Source organism: Rhodopirellula sp. SH410 (assembly GCF_055811895.1).
On record NZ_CM147949.1, the window covers coordinates 8001405 to 8017500 of the forward strand.

The 16096-nt window shown below is 58.0% G+C and carries 15 protein-coding genes and 1 tRNA gene (1 of these 16 running past the window's edge); 12 read left to right on the forward strand and 4 right to left on the reverse strand.

The features are described 5' to 3' along the window. Positions 1-201: 201 nt before the first annotated feature. The 8 genes from SH410x_RS29510 (at position 202) to SH410x_RS29545 (ending at position 8878) form a co-directional block, all read left to right on the forward strand. Positions 202-558, forward strand: a complete 357-nt coding sequence (locus tag SH410x_RS29510; RefSeq protein WP_473669212.1) for a hypothetical protein — start codon at positions 202-204, stop codon at positions 556-558. A 1-nt stretch (position 559) separates the two neighbouring features. Continuing rightward, complete coding sequence (locus SH410x_RS29515) at positions 560-1765, forward strand: hypothetical protein (RefSeq protein WP_473673347.1); 1206 nt, start codon at positions 560-562, stop codon at positions 1763-1765. A 331-nt stretch (positions 1766-2096) separates the two neighbouring features. Next, positions 2097-3014 (forward strand): hypothetical protein, encoded by a 918-nt coding sequence (locus tag SH410x_RS29520; RefSeq protein WP_473673349.1) that lies wholly within the window; start codon positions 2097-2099, stop codon positions 3012-3014. Between the two features lie 762 nt (positions 3015-3776). Beyond that, positions 3777-4604, forward strand: coding sequence for a hypothetical protein (locus SH410x_RS29525; RefSeq protein ID WP_473673350.1), 828 nt, complete (start codon positions 3777-3779; stop codon positions 4602-4604). A gap of 107 nt (positions 4605-4711) precedes the next feature. Then, positions 4712-5212, forward strand: coding sequence for a transposase (locus tag SH410x_RS29530; RefSeq protein ID WP_473673353.1), 501 nt, complete (start codon positions 4712-4714; stop codon positions 5210-5212). A 375-nt stretch (positions 5213-5587) separates the two neighbouring features. Next, entirely contained in the window at positions 5588-5767 is a 180-nt protein-coding gene (locus tag SH410x_RS29535) for a hypothetical protein (protein ID WP_473673355.1), read from the forward strand. A gap of 454 nt (positions 5768-6221) precedes the next feature. Continuing rightward, positions 6222-7208, forward strand: coding sequence for a hypothetical protein (locus SH410x_RS29540; protein WP_473673357.1), 987 nt, complete (start codon positions 6222-6224; stop codon positions 7206-7208). Between the two features lie 212 nt (positions 7209-7420). Further along, positions 7421-8878 (forward strand): DUF1583 domain-containing protein, encoded by a 1458-nt coding sequence (locus SH410x_RS29545; RefSeq protein ID WP_473673359.1) that lies wholly within the window; start codon positions 7421-7423, stop codon positions 8876-8878. Between the two features lie 357 nt (positions 8879-9235). Here SH410x_RS29545 and SH410x_RS29550 read toward each other — a convergent pair. Further along, a tRNA-Leu gene (locus tag SH410x_RS29550) sits at positions 9236-9320 on the reverse strand. A gap of 50 nt (positions 9321-9370) precedes the next feature. Next, positions 9371-10066 carry a phosphoribosylanthranilate isomerase gene (locus SH410x_RS29555; RefSeq protein ID WP_473673361.1) on the reverse strand — a complete coding sequence of 232 codons (696 nt, stop codon included), beginning with the start codon at positions 10064-10066 and terminating at the stop codon, positions 9371-9373. Positions 10067-10241: 175 nt separating this feature from the next. Between SH410x_RS29555 and SH410x_RS29560 the strand changes: the two genes are divergently transcribed. Beyond that, positions 10242-11078 (forward strand): hypothetical protein, encoded by an 837-nt coding sequence (locus SH410x_RS29560; RefSeq protein WP_473673363.1) that lies wholly within the window; start codon positions 10242-10244, stop codon positions 11076-11078. Positions 11079-11174: 96 nt separating this feature from the next. After that, positions 11175-11978 (forward strand): segregation and condensation protein A, encoded by an 804-nt coding sequence (locus SH410x_RS29565; RefSeq protein ID WP_473673365.1) that lies wholly within the window; start codon positions 11175-11177, stop codon positions 11976-11978. 86 nt (positions 11979-12064) lie between these two features. Here the strand turns inward: SH410x_RS29565 and SH410x_RS29570 are convergent, their stop codons facing one another. Beyond that, positions 12065-12709 (reverse strand): hypothetical protein, encoded by a 645-nt coding sequence (locus SH410x_RS29570; RefSeq protein ID WP_473673366.1) that lies wholly within the window; start codon positions 12707-12709, stop codon positions 12065-12067. A gap of 167 nt (positions 12710-12876) precedes the next feature. Here SH410x_RS29570 and SH410x_RS29575 point away from each other — a divergent pair, with 167 nt between their 5' ends. Continuing rightward, positions 12877-14073: a Gfo/Idh/MocA family protein gene (locus SH410x_RS29575; RefSeq protein ID WP_473673367.1), complete on the forward strand. Its 1197-nt coding sequence runs from the start codon at positions 12877-12879 to the stop codon at positions 14071-14073. A 181-nt stretch (positions 14074-14254) separates the two neighbouring features. On the opposite strand, the gene SH410x_RS29580 is transcribed toward SH410x_RS29575, so the two are convergent. After that, entirely contained in the window at positions 14255-14794 is a 540-nt protein-coding gene (locus SH410x_RS29580; RefSeq protein ID WP_473673369.1) for a DUF1499 domain-containing protein, read from the reverse strand. A 28-nt stretch (positions 14795-14822) separates the two neighbouring features. On the opposite strand from SH410x_RS29580, the gene SH410x_RS29585 reads away from it, so the two are divergent. Beyond that, positions 14823-16096, forward strand: the 5' portion of a protein-coding gene (locus SH410x_RS29585; protein WP_473673372.1) for a replication-associated recombination protein A. The gene runs 46 nt beyond the window's last position; the window shows 1274 of its 1320 coding nt (coding positions 1-1274); its start codon is at positions 14823-14825; its stop codon lies beyond the right edge, outside the window.

Consider the following 16096-nt stretch of genomic DNA (forward strand, 5'->3'; position numbering starts at 1 on the left):
CATGGACACATCGAACTCCTCGCGGAGCGGTGATGCGACCAGTTCAACCCTAGCATGCGGCAACTACGAGGTCAAGATAAATCTGAGGGATGCTGATCACCGGAGTGCACCTGACGGTTTGCAATTGGCATGGCCTTTGATCTGTAGATCGGTCAGAATCCCGGTTTCACGGTTCACTTCGGATAAACCAGGAGGGCTAGGATGGCCATTTCACCCAAGAATCGCGCTCGAGCGCTCGAGCTCGCCAAGGAATTAAATGAAATCAATGGTGGTCGTTACCACGACGACGGGACGCCCAAGACCTTCGATGAGCTGGAAATCGAAACCAATGCCCTAACCGATCTGCTCAGTTCGATGGCACTGAACGATTCGGCCAAGGATCTGCCCGACGAAGAAAAGCCCATTCGCTGTCCAAAGTGCAAAGCCGTGCCCAAGCCGCACGACCCTGACGACGACGAGCCGATGATCATTCAATCCGCTCGCGGTGAAGTCGAGTGGATCAACGAAGGCTTCTATTGCCGGCGATGTCGCCGGTCTTTTTTTCCCTCGGCTCGCTGAATTGGCGCTTCGCGTTGAAGCCACCGTCAGCCCCAAGGTCGAACGCAAGATGGTTTACGCGGGAGCCAACAAGGCCAGCTATCAGATCGCCAGTGACGATTTGAAAGAACTGGCTGAACTGGACATCAAGACCGAACGGATCCGACTGGCTACGCTGCGAAACGGTAAGGCTCGGCGCGCACTTGAGAAGATCTTGCAGGACGCCTTCCTCGAGAAATCCATTCCCGATCAGAACTACTCGGGGCCCGCTGACAAAGAGGCTCCTGAACTGGCGGTGGTGATGAGCGATGGCGGTCGGTACCAGCGATTCGATCGCGCTGGCGAGAAACCTGAATCGGGTAGTTTTTGGAAAGAAAGTCGAATGGCGATCTTACTGTCGATGAAAACTAAGTCACACCAGGAAGATCCTGACGCGGAGTTGCCTGACTTCCTGCAAGACGTTTGCATCGCCAAAAAGCTTGCTGATATGGGGTGCGTTGCTGGCGAAAACCCCAAGGGCCAGCGCGTCGAGGTGACGCAGGAGTCTCCTTGGCAACGGCCTGAACTGCTCAGTAAAGACGTGGTTGCTAGCGGTCAAACCTGGAAGGAGTTTGGGCCGATGGCAGCCAGTTCCGCTTGGTACGCCGGCTTTTTCAAGGCGACTGAAAGGGTCTTTGTCTCCGATGGATCCTCGGCGATCGAAGAGATGCAGCAGCAGTGGTTTGGCAGCTTCACGAGCGTGCTGGACATCATGCACGCATTGTCTTACAGCTTGGCAGCTGCCCGCGCGATCTACGATAAGCAGCCGCAATCATGGGAGTGCTATCGTCGTTTCGCAACATGGGTTTGGCAGGGAAAGGTCGACGAAGTGATCCTGGAATTGGATCAGCACCAGAAGGAACTTGGGGATCCTCCTGCCGATGCGAGCGACACGGACCCTCGAGAGATTGTTCGTCGATCGCGAGTTTACTATCGCAACCATCGGGGGCGAATGAACTATCCGGAGTACCGTCGGCGTGGCTATCCGCTAACGAGTTCGATCATGGAATCGACGGTCAAGCAGGTCAATCGCCGCATCAAAGGAAGCGAGAAATTCTGGTCGACCGCTGGCGGAGAGGCCGTTTTGGGCCTGCGAGCGGCGTACATTAGCGACAGCAAGCCAATAGAACGCTATTGGAAGCACGCCCAACAAACGGCCAACGGTTGCCGCGCCTACGTCGCAGCTTAAACCTGCAAACTGTCAGGTGCACTCTGATCACCGGGGGGTGACCATGCCACTGCCGCGTTATCGATCCAATGATCCCTTCCAAGTTGCGTGCCCGCAGCGTTCGAGGCCGCTATTTCCGGCACGGAACTGGTACGCGATCCCAGGATGAATGGCATAACCGTTTCGGCCACCGTTCGCATCGTGTGACGGACAACGGACAACGGACAACGGACAACGGACGTCGCTACGCTCGCCAGAGCGTGGGGGCCCACCGTTTGGCGACGGTGGCTACAGGGGAATCCGTCACGTGTTGTTCACGCGATGCTTATCTATTCCACTGGTATGCTTACTCGTGTTCCCTCGCCCCTCCACCGTTGATCGCAAGATGGCTAGATACTCCCCAAACACATTGGCCGGTCAACGACCCAGACGCTCATGGTGCGAATGGATCGTTGTCCTCGTTTTGGCGTCGTGGGCGATCGGTGCCGCTGCGGCAGAACCCAACGCGATCGATGCGGAGAACTGGCGACGCCAACAATTGGCGATCATCGCCGAGAAGATTCAAAAGGCGGATTCTGACGACCAGCGTTTGGAGTACGTCGCGAGGCAACAATGGCTTCGTCGATGGGAACCTGGACGCATGCCTCTCGCGCCGACAGATGCACCGGACGAATTGGCACTGGTCGAGGAACCAGTGCTTGCGGAGCTGATCAGGCCAGCAGGAATCGACCCCAATGATTGGCAACAGATGATTGCCTTGCAGGCGAGGTTGCTTGCGGTCGATACCGACGATGAACGCAAAGAACACTTGCGGACAACCATCGGATTGGCGAGAGAACTTGAAAAAGCCCTTTCCGGTCCGTTGTCGTCGGAGTCGCAGCAGCTAGCGACACCGACAGCTTGGGTCCTGGCGTACACGCGATACCGACTCGGCCGAGCGTTGGCTTATCGCGAATTGCCCGACGTGCGAGAGCAATGGCCGATCTCAAATCCAGATCATTATGATCAACAGCTGATCGCTGCCTATCAACGGCTGATAGAACAAGCGAGTCGAGACCGGCCCGAGTTCATTCTCCTTCAGGATCGGATGTTGCGGCGAGCAGGCAAGAATGGGCGCGCGTTGGAATTACTCGAGGTAAGCCGTCAATTCATTGAACCGAAATGGTACCTCAAGAAAAGGCGTGATCTGCTACAAGAACTCGGCTGGGACCCTGCCTACCAAGAAGCTGCCCGGCTGTACCTGGAAGCAGGCTACAGCGACGATTTGTGAGCATGTGCGGCATCTGGTCTCAACGCGACACGGTGTCGCGAGCGAGTAGGGCCGGTTCCCACCGGCCACAGGCGATGGTTTTCCGGTTTATTGGTCGGGCGATGAGGGACGAGACGCCGAGGGACATAGCACTTTAACAAGACGCCGAGGGACATAGCACTTTAACGAAGGAGACATCATTGAAAACTCGCAGCTCCCCTAGATTTCGCATCCCCTGCACGGCTCGCATTGATTGCGGCTAGACAATTGCGAGTGAAAAGTGCTGTGTCCCTCAGTCAGTGTCCTGATCGCACCAAGACACGTGTCTGTCCCTGCCCGAGCTCCTCATCTACCTCCGCTCTTTCTTCCGGTTCGGCTTCGCGGTCAGCAGCCCGCTCGCCTGGAGTCGTCGGCCTCGTATGAGGTTTCTGTTCGTAACCTGGCAGGGTCTTGGCGAGAAGACGTCCAGCACGTGTGGTTCGCTGGCTTACCGATCATCTTCGCAGGCTTCCTCTCCACGGTCTGTCACCTCGCCGCAGTTGCCCTCGCCTCGTACTGGCTTCTTATGAGCTATCCATCTGGTATGATGACTCCCTTCGAAGGAACCGGAACTAAGTACAGGGGACTTGCACCCCACAAGATCACGCCCATCGTTGGGCGTACTGCAACGGAGCGGCGGTAATGCGGTTTCTTGTGAGATCAACGCCAACGCCAACTCCCGCCGCCCGCTGATCCCGGGCGTTATGCGATAATCCAGAATGATGCTTACTGAGATATAGAGTAATGGATGGGCCAAAAAAACGAATACGAGCTGCCAGAGAACTATGGCAGAAGGATCTGAAGGAGGACGGAGCAGCGCTTATCTTTATAGCGGCCGCCGGCGTTTCTCGCATCCGTCGGCCGAGAGAAGATGGGCATTCCGATAGGGCGGCATTCACCGGTTTTGTTTGCGACGAGATTGTTACGATTACGAATGGAGCGACTTGTGCGCCGCTGCGATTCCCATCCACGACGCAATTGCCAGGAATTAGAGCCACTGAAAATGTCCCGCTTGAGGACATCTTCTACGCAACTTGGCGCTGTGGGATGATACATGAGGCTCGTTGGCCGGATGAGGTCTATTTAACGCCGACCCGAGCAGATAGCGAATATCGCACTTGTATAGAATTGCCACCAGACGGGAGAGTTGGGTTGCCAGAAGAATGGATTCTCGGCCTTGCGATTGCCGTCGAGTCAGCAATTGAAGTCGTCCTGCCCGATGTTGACTTATTTCCCATCTATTGTGTCGTGTCCGGGCCGGTCGACGATCTAGGATCAAACCAATTCCAGTTCATAGATGGTCAGACAAAGGTTCCCCGAGTAATCGTTCGGAATCAGCAGGCCGTCCCGCTCTTTTCCGACCAAGGCACTATGAAACGGTTCACCGAGTTTTGTGAGATTCCGGACTTATTTATCGGAGTGCTGCCTGATTCACAAGCACTCCGTGGTTTCGTGGAACGCGGAGACGCAACTGATCGGTTTGTATTCAACGCTGTGCCGGAGGAGCGATTGCCGTCGTCGTACTCTAGGGAATCGCTTCTGAATCAACTATCACGGATCGACGGCGCATAGCAAACATTAGGGACACAGCACTTTGTCGTGTAGTTTGACTACGGCCACACGAGGGGTTGTCTGAGTTTGACGCTTTCGGCAGTTTCCCTGAGAATGCGAGGTGTGTGATGTCTCGAATGGCACGGTGCGAGATCTTTGATCCCGACGAGGTAGCGGTGGCACATGTTTACACCCGCGTTTGTCGCAGGTGTTTTCTATTAGGTGATGACCCGGTCTCGGGTAAAAACTTCGACCATCGGAAGGTCTGGATTGAGGAGTATCTGCGGCAATTCGCTGCTTATTTCGGGGTCGATCTGCTCTGTTTTTCGATTCTGTCGAATCATTTTCATCTGATACTCAGGTCACGGCCGGATGTCGTGGCAAGCTGGAGTGATGAAGAAGTGGCCAGGCGCTGGCTGATGCTATGTCCCCAGCGACGTCAAGCGGACGGTTCATCGATGAAGCCGACGGTTCCTGAGATCAAGTCCATCGCAGGTTGCCCGATCAAGCGAGCGGAAATCCGCAAGCGATTGAGTAGTTTCAGTTGGTGGATGCGGCTGTTGTGCCAGCGTGTGGCAATGCGGGCCAACGGTGAAGACGAGCAAAACGGTCGATTCTTCCAAGAATAGGTATCACGCTACTCGGCTGGCTGATGAGTCTTCGCTGCTGGCGTGCGCCGCATATGTGGACCTCAATCCCATCCGGGCTGCGATGGCCAAGATGCTGGAGCAGAGCGATCACACGTCGGTCCAGCGGCGGATCGAGGCGCTGGTGGATGAAGCAGCGTGTCGGGTGGTAAAGCTGCAGACTGTGGTGAGGAGGCTCACGACGGGCGGAGCCGTCGGTCGACCATGGGACATCAAGACGCCGAGGGACATAGCACTTTAACGAAGGATACATCATTGAAAACTCGCAGCTCCCCTAGATTTCGCATCCCCTGCACGGCTCGCATTGATTGCGGCTAGACAATTGCGAGTGAAAAGTGCTGTGTCCCTCAGTTAACTGTGTCCCTCAGTTACTTCGTCTACTCGCTGCCGGACGAGGACGAGAGCATTGTGTTGGCACGAGTGCCGATTGAGAATGAATTCACCGTCAATGCGATCGGCTTGGTCCAGAATGCCCGCGGTGCCGGCGGTCGCTCCGAAGTTCACTGGAAAACCGTGCAGTTGTACGGCGACGATTGACCGAAGCTGACGCCGCAACCTGTCGTCGCTTCGCGACTTGGCAGTGGAATCGTGGCGATGCTTAACCTCGGACTCGCGTCCGAGGCTATCACCTGTCGTCGCTTGGCGACTATATGCCTTAATAAAACGACCGCAAGTAGAGAAAAATAGGGGCCACGCGTGGATCGTGGGCCCAAGAAAAGGAGGAGTTGCGATTCACAAGCGGTCTGGATGGCTTCGGGAGGATGGGCTGGTTCGAAGTGAGCGTGGCAAGTTTGGGTGGTCACTCTCGACATGACGACCGATTATTTCGCGCACACCGGCACGCTGACGGTGGATCACACATGCGGTCTCTGAGATCTGAGCGTAGGTCGATGGCAGGCGGGTCGGCTGCACACGCAAACCGGCCGTGACGTTAGAATAGACGTCTGATTCAATGCCATCGCGCCAGCGACTTCTATTCAGATTAAAAAAAATGCATGATACGAGCGTCGAAGGTCAAACGGCGGATGCGCCTCAATTGAAAGATCGAAGCTTCGGGCTTTCGGTATACGGATTGATACAAATTATCATGGGCGGTTTTTCGGCTTTGCTGGTTCCTCTCATGCTGTTGTCGGTCGTGGCCAACCCCCAGGGCGGGACATCGATGGCACAGATGATCCCTGCGGCCGGATTGTATGCGGCTCTCGCCATCACGCTGGTCTGGTTGGGCATCGGTTCCATTCGGGCTCGACGCTGGGCCCGTGCGCTGACGTTGGTACTGGCGTGGATGTGGTTGGCGATGGGCATCGTGAGTCTGGGCATGATGTTTGTGTGGATGCCAAAAATGGCCGACATCGGTGCTGCGCAGGGCAAGCCAATTCCGCCGCAGTTGGCGTCAATCATTTATGGTGTCATGTTCATTGCAATGAGTTGCATGTACTTGGTGTTGCCCGGGATTTTCATCCTGTTCTACGGGCGATCGGATGTGAAAGCGACTTGCCACACCATGGATCCGGTCGTTCGCTGGACCGACCACTGTCCGCTCCCAGTACTGTCACTGAGCCTATTACTAGGATTCGCTGCCACCTCGGTGGTCTGGTCAGCCAGCTATGGCTTTGTGACGCCATTTTTTGGAATCATCATCAAAGGTATCCCCGGCGCGTTGTTCTTTCTCGGACTCAGTTTGCTGTTCGGCTATCTGTCTTGGGCAACCTACAAGTTAAAGAAAGAGGCTTGGTGGGTGACGCTCGCTGCCATTGTCCTATTAGGTTTGTCGACGGTGATCAGCTTTTCGCGAGTGAGCCTGATGGACCTATACCGAGAAATGAAGTTCCCGGCTGAGCAGTTAGAAATGATGGAGAAATTGGGAGTGTTGGATTTAAACATTCCGTTGATTGCTTCCGTGAATTTTGCCATCTTCATCGGATACCTGCTGTGGGTCCGCAGGTATTTTCCCGAGAACACCACCGCGGATCAGTGACCGTGTCCCTCCGTATCCCACCGAACTGTTCAAACGGCTTCACAGACGCATAGCCTCGGCCTCGCGTCCGAGGCTATCAGCTGCCGTCGCTTGGCGACTACACGCCCGAATCAAACAACACGCTCCAATAAAGCGATCGCAAGTAATAACCCCTCGCAACCCCACGTTGATAGCGGCCCAGCGTTCGCTCCGTTTTTGAGGTGAAACAATCGATGATCACCATGCACGCCCGGCTCATTCAATCGATCGTCGTTACCGTTGCCCTGGCATATTTCACGCCGGACGGCTGGGGTGATGAGATGATCGCGTCATTGAACGAGAGCCGAGAGAAACTGCCACAGCAATGGAGTCCCGTTCTGGCTGTGGATACGGATTTTCGGTGGCTGGATATCAATGGTGACCCGGCCACAATCAAGAGAACGCCCGATGGGCTCCGGCATCGCAAGAGCATGACCGAGGGCGTTCGTGAGATTCGTGCCTGCGTATCGGTCAGCGGTGACTTTGACATCGACGTGAGCTACCACGACTTAGAGATCAGCGACGGCAAGCCGACGTGGCATTGCGGGGTCGGTTTGATGGTACTTCTGGACAACCATGATCGGAGCCGTGTCACGATTCATCGGCGCCGCGAGCGTGGCAGCGGCAAGCATGTGTTGGCCCTCGCTGGACAGCAAATGAACGATGATGGAAAGAAGGTTTACTTGGGAGGCAGACAACTCGCTGACGATTCGGTTGCCGGTCGATTGCGATTAGCACGGCGTGGAAACACGGTAACCGCCTTGCAGTCGGCGCCAGACGGCAGCGACGAACGCGTCATCGGTCGGGCCAGCGTTCCGCCCGGTCCGGTCGAGGCCCAGGGTATCCGCTTGATCGCGGAAATTGGGAAAGGCCTCGAAACCAGCGTCACGTGGAGTGACCTGCACGTGCGTGCCGAAAAGATCGAAACCTATGTGCTGCCCGCCGACGGCATGAGTGCCGCGGAACTGGTCAAACAACTTGATCAGAACCGCGAGCACTTGAAGGACTTGACCGGCGATGTCGGCGAATCGGCCGGTCAGGGAGGTCTCGAATGGCAGTTCACCCCACACGCCACGATTGCACCGGACGAGCCCGGATTTCGATTGCTCGTTGAAGCATCCGGGGACGTTGAATCGGCCAACATCCTGAAACGCTGCCAGGTCAAAGGCGACTTGGACATAGAAGTCGACTTGCACATCATTCACATCGATCCATCTACCAAGCCATCGACCAACAACGATGTGACGCTACGTTTTCTGACAACGCCTCATTCGAACGATGGCGTTGGCCGCATCCGTGAAAATCAAACCGCAGAGTTGGTCGAGGTCACGCTCTCGCTTCGCTACAAACAAGATGGGACCAAGGAGCTCAATTGCCGCACGGTCGGCCGTGATCATTTAGGGCAGCTGGTCTATCGCCCGGTTCGATCGATCCCGATTGATTCGATCGATGAGCTGCGGATCGCGGTACTGGCCCAAACGATCTACTTCCTCTACTCGCTGCCGGACGAGGCCGAGAGCATCGTTTTGGCGCGAGTGCCGATTGAGAATGAATTCACCGTCAATGCGATCGGCTTGGTCCAGAATGCCCGCGGTGCCAGCGGTCGCTCGGAAGTCCAGTGGAAAACCGTGCAGTTGTACGGCGACGACTGACCGACGCTGACTTTTCGTGTCTTTCGTGGTTCCCACCTCGCGGTGTTTGTTCGTTCCGCTGGGGTGTTCTCTTAGACTGGACCGTTCTTCGGGTTGGTCATCGGTAGGTCGACGCCACGCTCGGGGCGGGGCAAGTGTTCGGGGGGGACTTGGGTTGGCTTTGTGCGGGACGTTTTTTCCTGCGTTTGTAAGCAGGACGGGCTGCGAGACGGTTTTGCTGAGACAGAATTGGGCGACGGACTATTCGGGCAAGCGTGGGAAACCAGGGTCCCTTCCTGACCATCGGGGCGAGTTTACGGACGCAGCCAGGTTCCGTCGGGGCACAAAAAAACCCCGTGAATCACGGGGTTTCGTTGATGCGGCCGAGAGGACTCGAACCTCCACGGGATTAACTCCCACTAGGCCCTCAACCTAGCGCGTCTGCCAGTTCCGCCACGGCCGCGATGGTTCGTGAGGTGCTTTTTTTGGTGCAGCAGGCAGAGTTTGCGAAAGTTACGGCGATTCGTCAACGCCCCTTGGCCGGCACTGGGCGACGAATCTCCGAATCAATTCCGCCGACTTCTCGCCGCGGCTCGATTCCACACCGCTGGCCACGTCGACGCGGGCCGCCGTACTGATCCGGCGGGCCTGGGCGACATTTTCACAGTTCAGCCCCCCGGCGAGAATCCAGCTAGGGCTGTCGTCCGGCAGGGACGTTTCTTGATTCCAAGCAGCGACCGAGGGCCAATCGAGTTGTCGGCCGCCGCCTCCGTAGGCTGCTCCCGCGTCGGCGTCCAAGAGCAGCGTGACGGGGAGATCGGCCCACGGTCCGATGATCTGTTGGAGCTGGGTGGGCGACATGGGGGAGGTGGGCAAGCGAATTGCCCGGATGACCGGGAGACTGGAGTGCAACAGCGACTCGGCAAGCGATGGGGTTTCGTCACCGTGGAGCTGGACCGCGTCGAGGCTCAGCGAGCGGGCGATATCGATGATCGAGTCCGCGGATTTATTGACGAATAGACCGACACGGACGAGCCCCTCGGCGGCGGCGCGGTCGTTGACGCGCCGCACCTGCTCCCCCTGCGGATCGAGATAACGCACGCTCGGGGGGTGAAAATTCAGCCCGATGCAGTCGGCTCCGGCAGCGGCACAGGCGGCGACGTCGTCGGCCGAGCGGATTCCGCAAATCTTGATCTGAAAATCAATCATGTTTTCGATAGCGTGGCCGCCAAATCGTCTAATCGGTCTAGGTTTACTAATCAGCGGAATCGCCGCTCGCCGATACAATATACGCGTTGCGGAACGGAGTGATAGTTTCGTATCGAAAAGTGACTGATCGAATGTCTTGTGGCCCATCCGTGTTTGTCATGGTTTTCAGTTGAAGATGCTCACACGCTCCTATCTGATCGACATCGTACTGGTAGGTTTGGCCAGTTTCACGCTCGTTTGCGTGTTGGGGCAGACCTATGGGCCGGAGGCCGGTGCGCAAGCGAATCGGCGGGCGTTCACGGTCGCGATCAAGCAGGCGGACGGGCGAGAATCGACTTACCAGGTCAACGAGACTAGCCAGACGGCGGACCAGCTGCGTGACGATTTGGTGCAGCGACTGAGCGCCGATCGGACGCCGGATGTTGCCTGGATGCAGTGGTATCGAGAAACCGCCGAGTTTTACGCGGCCGCTTGTACCGAGCAGGCGGAACTTGAAATGGCCCGAGAGCCGGGTACCGAATCGGTGTTTCGCACCGTATCCACTGGATCGAAGGCCAGCGACCCCAGCATCGACGCGACAAGACAGCTGACTCGCTGGCGAGATTTCTGGGCACAGCGTCAAGCAACGGCGACCACGTGGCTGGCCAATCGGCACCAGCACGACCAGGCCCGGCGGGCGGCGATCAATGCGTCGATCCAAATCACAGCCGCGCGATCCTGGCTGCCGTCGGCGTCTCTCAGTGCCAGGGCGGCGACGATCACCACCCTGGTCGTGCTGCTGGGACTGGCCTGGCGGGTGATCTGCCCACCACGGTCCTGTCGTGGCATTCTGCCGGCAGGGGCCAGTGGGATGGCCGCTCAGGGCAATACCGCCGCGATGTGTTTCCGGGAATCCTGGGTACGGATGCGGCAACCTGCCAGCGTCGTACTGCGTGGGGTTGCCGGTTGGGCCATCGTGCTGTCGAGTTTGGTGGCATGCGTTTCGGCGGTGATCCATTCTTTGGTATCTTGAAGTGTGATCGATGGCCTCGTTGGCGCAGTGGGTTCGTAGGGTCCACAGACGTTATGAGCACCCATCACTTCATCCGTTTCAACCCCGTGCCGGGCCATGATCTTTCGCATTGACTTGCCCGCTTACCGAGGTCCGATCGACCTGCTGCTGTACCTGGTCCGGCGGCAAGAGTTGAGTCTGTCGGAGATGTCGCTTGCAAAAGTCGTCGGGCAATACGTCGAGTACATGGACCTCTTGGAGGAATTGGACTTGGGCGAGGTCGGTGATTTTCTCGATCTCGCCGCCACGCTGGTGGAGATGAAGAGCCTGGCGGTGCTGCCGAAGATTGAGGACGACGACGCCGAGGAAGTGATCGAGGACTCGCACGACGAACTCGTCCACAAGCTGTTGGAGTACAAAGAAATACGCGATGCTGCCTCGGTGCTCGACGAGATGTCGACGCGTTGGCAGACGCGATTCGAACGACTTTCGGATGACTTGCCCTCACGGCGAAACGATCCCGCTGATCAACCCATCGTCGAGCTCGAAATCTGGGACTTGGTGTCCGCGTTTGGCCGCATCATGCGAGAGGCTGCGGGACCGCCGGCGACGGAGGTGATTTATGACGACACGCCGATCCACGTCTACATGCAGCGGATCCACAAGGTGTTGGCTGACCGCGAGCGGGTCGAACTGATCGATATGATCGAGCCGGGGCAGCACAAGTCAGCATACATTGGTTGGTTTTTAGCGATGCTCGAATTGACCCGCCACCATGGTGCGGCGGTGGCGGAGAACGCGAACGGGGACATCGAGGTGGTGCGCACGGAGCACTACCGGGCGGAGCTGGACGTCAACGAGGTCGACAACTACGCGTCCGAGGCGATTACCAAGAGCAACATGCCGATCCGGATGCGGTAGTGGATGCTGTTCGCGGCGTGTTGATTTCATGAGCCGAGTCGCGTGAGCGGCCGGGTGGCTCGCGTTACCCCATCCCGTACGGCGTTCTATCGCAGCTTATCGCGGTCGATGACGGGATTGGCGGCGCCCTGGCTGATCAAGAACAAAACGCCCTGCTGCGGTTGGTTTGCTTTCATCGCATTCTGGTTGATCGGGACCCCATAGCAAGCGTAATTGCCCGTCGTGGTATCGAGCACGTAGACCACCGATCGGCCGATCGGCCGATTGCTCGCCGAGAGGAAATCGGAAGTGCCGGTCACCATCATGTAACCGCCACCCTTGGCTTCCATGCCCAACGCGTCGGCGACATTGACGGTGTAGCTGGCCATGAAACGGCCGATGCGGGGATAGAGTACCGAGCACTGCAACAGCCCCGAATTATGGTCGAGAACAAACAAGGCTTCGTTGGAATCGGCGAGCGGGCCGGTGCACATCGAGAATTTTTCGCTCGACACCGCGGCCGTCGCATTGGCGATCGGTAGTCCTTGCCAGGTCACCTCCGCGGTTGCGGACGTTTGGTTGGCTTGGTGGGCCGCACCGGCGAAGTAGGCCGCCGCCAGAATCGCGATGGTCGTCGTGGCAACCAAGCCGGCCATGATGTACCGCTGTCGATTCGGCGACTGCCACATGGCACAGCAGGTGCTTGGTCGAGAAGATGCAATGGAGGTCGTTTCGAGGGGGTTTTCGTGCATCGCAGGACCGCTTGATAGGGGAAGGCAAGTGGTGGGAGTGCCCTCAGCACAGCAAAATCGCCGCTGGAGATCGCCACCTGACGGCATCATTGTACTGATTGCCTGAGAACTTTACGATTGCAGAATCCACTGTTTCTCATACCTCCGCCCTCCCACCGAGAACTGACATGGCGCTGAATCCTCCCCTGAATCGTAAGCTCCGCATGGGTCTTGTCGGCGGCGGGCCGGGTTCGTTCATCGGCCCGGTGCACGGCATCGCGGCGGAGCTCGATCATCGCTGCACACTGACCGCGGGCGTGTTTTCAAGTGATCCGGCGCGGAGCAAGCAGGCTGCACCGAACTACGGCGTCGACGAGTCTCGCACCTATGGCAGCTATGAAGCCATGCTCGATGCCGAGGCCCGACTGCCTGACGGCGAACGAGTCGACTTCATCAGCATCGCGACCCCCAACCACACCCACTTCGAGATCGCCCAAGCGGCCGTCGAAGCTGGGTTCAATGTGGTCTGCGACAAACCGATCACGCTCAATTTGGCGCAAGCGGAATCGTTGCTCAAGACGGTGGAGAATTCAGATGTCGTGTTCGCATTGACGCACAACTACACTGGCTACCCGATGGTTCGCCAAGCCCGGGAGATGATCCTGGGGGGGGAGCTCGGCAAGATCAATGCGATTCGTTGTCAATACATACAAGGTTGGCTCGCCGGTACCAGCGAAGACGATGGCGGCGCGCTGGCGGCCTGGAGAACCGATCCTGCCAAGAGCGGTGTTGCGGGAACCTTTGGCGATATCGCAACGCACGCGTTTCAGCTCGGACGCTATGTGACGGGTGAATTGCCTGAATCCGTCAGCTGCCATCTGAAGACCTTTGTGCCGGGACGCCAATTGGACGACTACGGCACCGCCGTGATCCGCTATCAAGAGGGAGCGATCGGGGTGCTCACGGCGTCGCAAGTCACCCATGGTCGCGAGAACGATCTCGAACTCGAAGTCGATGGCACTCTGGCGTCGTTGAAATGGCGGCAAGAATCACCCAATGAACTGGTCGTGCGGCGACGGGGCCAGCCGCATCAAATCTACACACGCAGCCCCGGCACCGGCACGATGACACCCTTGGCCGAAGCGTCGAGCCGGCTGCCGGCCGGCCATCCTGAAGGCTTTTATGAGGCGTTTGCCAATCTGTACAACGCTGTCTTCGATGACATCGCGCTGCGGGCCAGCGGATCGGCATTCGAGCGGCGTGATACGGTCTATCCCAACGTTTACGACGGCGTCGAAGGGATGCTGTTTATCCAACAGTGCGTCGCCAGCAGCGAACAAGACGCTGCCTGGATGCCGCTGAAGGATCCCGCCGCACGGCAGTAGCCACCGCCCCGAACGCCTCCACGGCCGTCGTCTCGGTAGCTTGGGACCATTGTCCCGAGCGTGAACTTCGAGCATAAAACCCGAGCATGAAATTCGGTGCCGCACGGGACAGTGGGCCCCCCCGACGTCTGAGCACTGCGAGCTCACTTGAGCACTGCGAGCTCACTTGAGCACTGCGAGCTCACTCGCCGAGGATACCGATCCGCAGCAATTTTAAATTTCGCGGATTCTGTCCCAGGTCACCTTTGCCGACGCGTGATTGGCTCGACGCGTCGACACGGGTTTGCGGTGCGTCGGCTGCTGCGGTCTCCGAGGGTGTCAATTCCACCCAGATATCGTCGGTGAAGTGCAAGACGGGCGTGGTACGGGTTAGATGTAGGCGCAGGCCGTTGTCCGCCGTGTCCTTGAGCGCGTCGGACGGCACGATGTCATCGGACGGCACGATGTCATCGGACGGCACGATGTCATCGGACGGCATGATGTCATCGGACGGCATGATGTCCCATGCCGACTGGCGGTCGACCCAGTCCTTGATTTTCGCGGTGACGGAGCCCACGTCGCCATCGACCTTGAAGGGATGCAGCAATGGGTCCGGATTGGTCATCGACAAACGGGCGTTGTTGGTGGTCCAATCACGGCTCCAATCGTCGATCATCCAGAACAAGCGTCCGGTGATCGCGACACCGATCGTGATCGCTGCATAGCCCAACATTTTTTTCATACGCCTCACGGTCACTCCGGTGGACACCATGGATTTGTTTGCACAGCAAGAAGCCGATCATTTGTTTGCCGCCCAGCCGTTGGCGGCGCGGATGCGACCGCAAACGCTCGATGAGTTTGCCGGCCAGCATCATATCCTCGGTCCCGGTAAATTGCTGCGACGGCTGATTGCCAGCGGTCGGATCGGTTCGATCATCCTGCATGGTCCGCCCGGTTGTGGCAAGACGACGCTGGCGAAATTGATCGCGGCGGAAACCGATGCCCAACTGATTTCGCTCAATGCGATCAACAGTGGCGTCAAAGAGGTCCGTGAGGTGCTGCGGAAGGCAACCGATGAAGTTGCGGCGGGTGGCAAGCGACCGATTTTGTTCATCGACGAGATCCATCGCTTCAACAAATCGCAACAGGATGCCCTGCTCGCCGATGTCGAAGGGGGGGTGATCGCGTTGATCGGAGCGACAACCAGCAACCCGCACTTTGCCGTTAACGGAGCACTGATCAGCCGTAGCCAACTCTTTGCGCTCGAGCCGCTCGGGGCGGAACAGCTGGCCGATCTATTGCGGCGGGCCGTCGGCGACGCGGATCGGGGATTGGGTGGGCGCGGCGTCGAGGTGACCGATGACGCCATCGAGTTCTTGGCAACGGCTACCGACGGAGATGCTCGTCGGGCGTTGGCGGCGCTCGAAGTCGCTGTCGAAAGTGTGGTCGCCGAGGGGGGGCGGGTCGATCGTGAGGTGGCGATGGAATCGCTGACCAACCGCGTCGGCGGTTACGACGGGACCGGTGATGACCACTATGATTTGGCGAGCGCCCTGATCAAAAGCATCCGCGGCAGCGACGTTGACGCCGCCATTTACTGGCTCGCTCGCATGCTCGAGGGCGGCGAAGACATTCGGTTCCTGTGCCGCCGGCTGGTGATTTTGGCCAGCGAAGATGTGGGCAATGCAGACCCCCAAGCCTTAGTGATTGCCGTTTCGGCGATGCAGGCATGCGAGATGATCGGGTTGCCAGAGGCCCAACTCACACTCAGTCAGACGGTTGCGTATCTCTCGTTGGCACCTAAAAGCAATGCGGCCACCACCGCAATCGGGGCGGCCCGACGAGACGTGCGCGATCAGCACGTCATCCCTGTCCCCAAGATGCTTCGCTGCACTCATTATGCGGGCGCCGAAAAACTCGGGCACGGCGAAGGCTACCAATACGCTCATGATCAGCCCGATGGGATCGCGGATCTGGACTACCTCGGTGTCGACCGGGAATACTATCAGCCCGTCGATCGCGGGCACGAAGCGGCCATGCGGGA

Bases quoted from the DNA above. Each gene is read 5' to 3' on its own strand.
- SH410x_RS29570 (WP_473673366.1), bottom strand. From the start codon at position 12,709: ATGCACGAAAACCCCCTCGAAACGACCTCCATTGCATCTTCTCGACCA.
- SH410x_RS29525 (WP_473673350.1), top strand. From the start codon at position 3,777: ATGGATGGGCCAAAAAAACGAATACGAGCTGCCAGAGAACTATGGCAG.
- SH410x_RS29560 (WP_473673363.1), top strand. From the start codon at position 10,242: ATGCTCACACGCTCCTATCTGATCGACATCGTACTGGTAGGTTTGGCC.
- SH410x_RS29545 (WP_473673359.1), top strand. From the start codon at position 7,421: ATGATCACCATGCACGCCCGGCTCATTCAATCGATCGTCGTTACCGTT.
- SH410x_RS29575 (WP_473673367.1), top strand. From the start codon at position 12,877: ATGGCGCTGAATCCTCCCCTGAATCGTAAGCTCCGCATGGGTCTTGTC.
- SH410x_RS29580 (WP_473673369.1), bottom strand. From the start codon at position 14,794: ATGAAAAAAATGTTGGGCTATGCAGCGATCACGATCGGTGTCGCGATC.
- SH410x_RS29510 (WP_473669212.1), top strand. From the start codon at position 202: ATGGCCATTTCACCCAAGAATCGCGCTCGAGCGCTCGAGCTCGCCAAG.
- SH410x_RS29555 (WP_473673361.1), bottom strand. From the start codon at position 10,066: ATGATTGATTTTCAGATCAAGATTTGCGGAATCCGCTCGGCCGACGAC.
- SH410x_RS29565 (WP_473673365.1), top strand. From the start codon at position 11,175: ATGATCTTTCGCATTGACTTGCCCGCTTACCGAGGTCCGATCGACCTG.
- SH410x_RS29530 (WP_473673353.1), top strand. From the start codon at position 4,712: ATGTCTCGAATGGCACGGTGCGAGATCTTTGATCCCGACGAGGTAGCG.
- SH410x_RS29540 (WP_473673357.1), top strand. From the start codon at position 6,222: ATGCATGATACGAGCGTCGAAGGTCAAACGGCGGATGCGCCTCAATTG.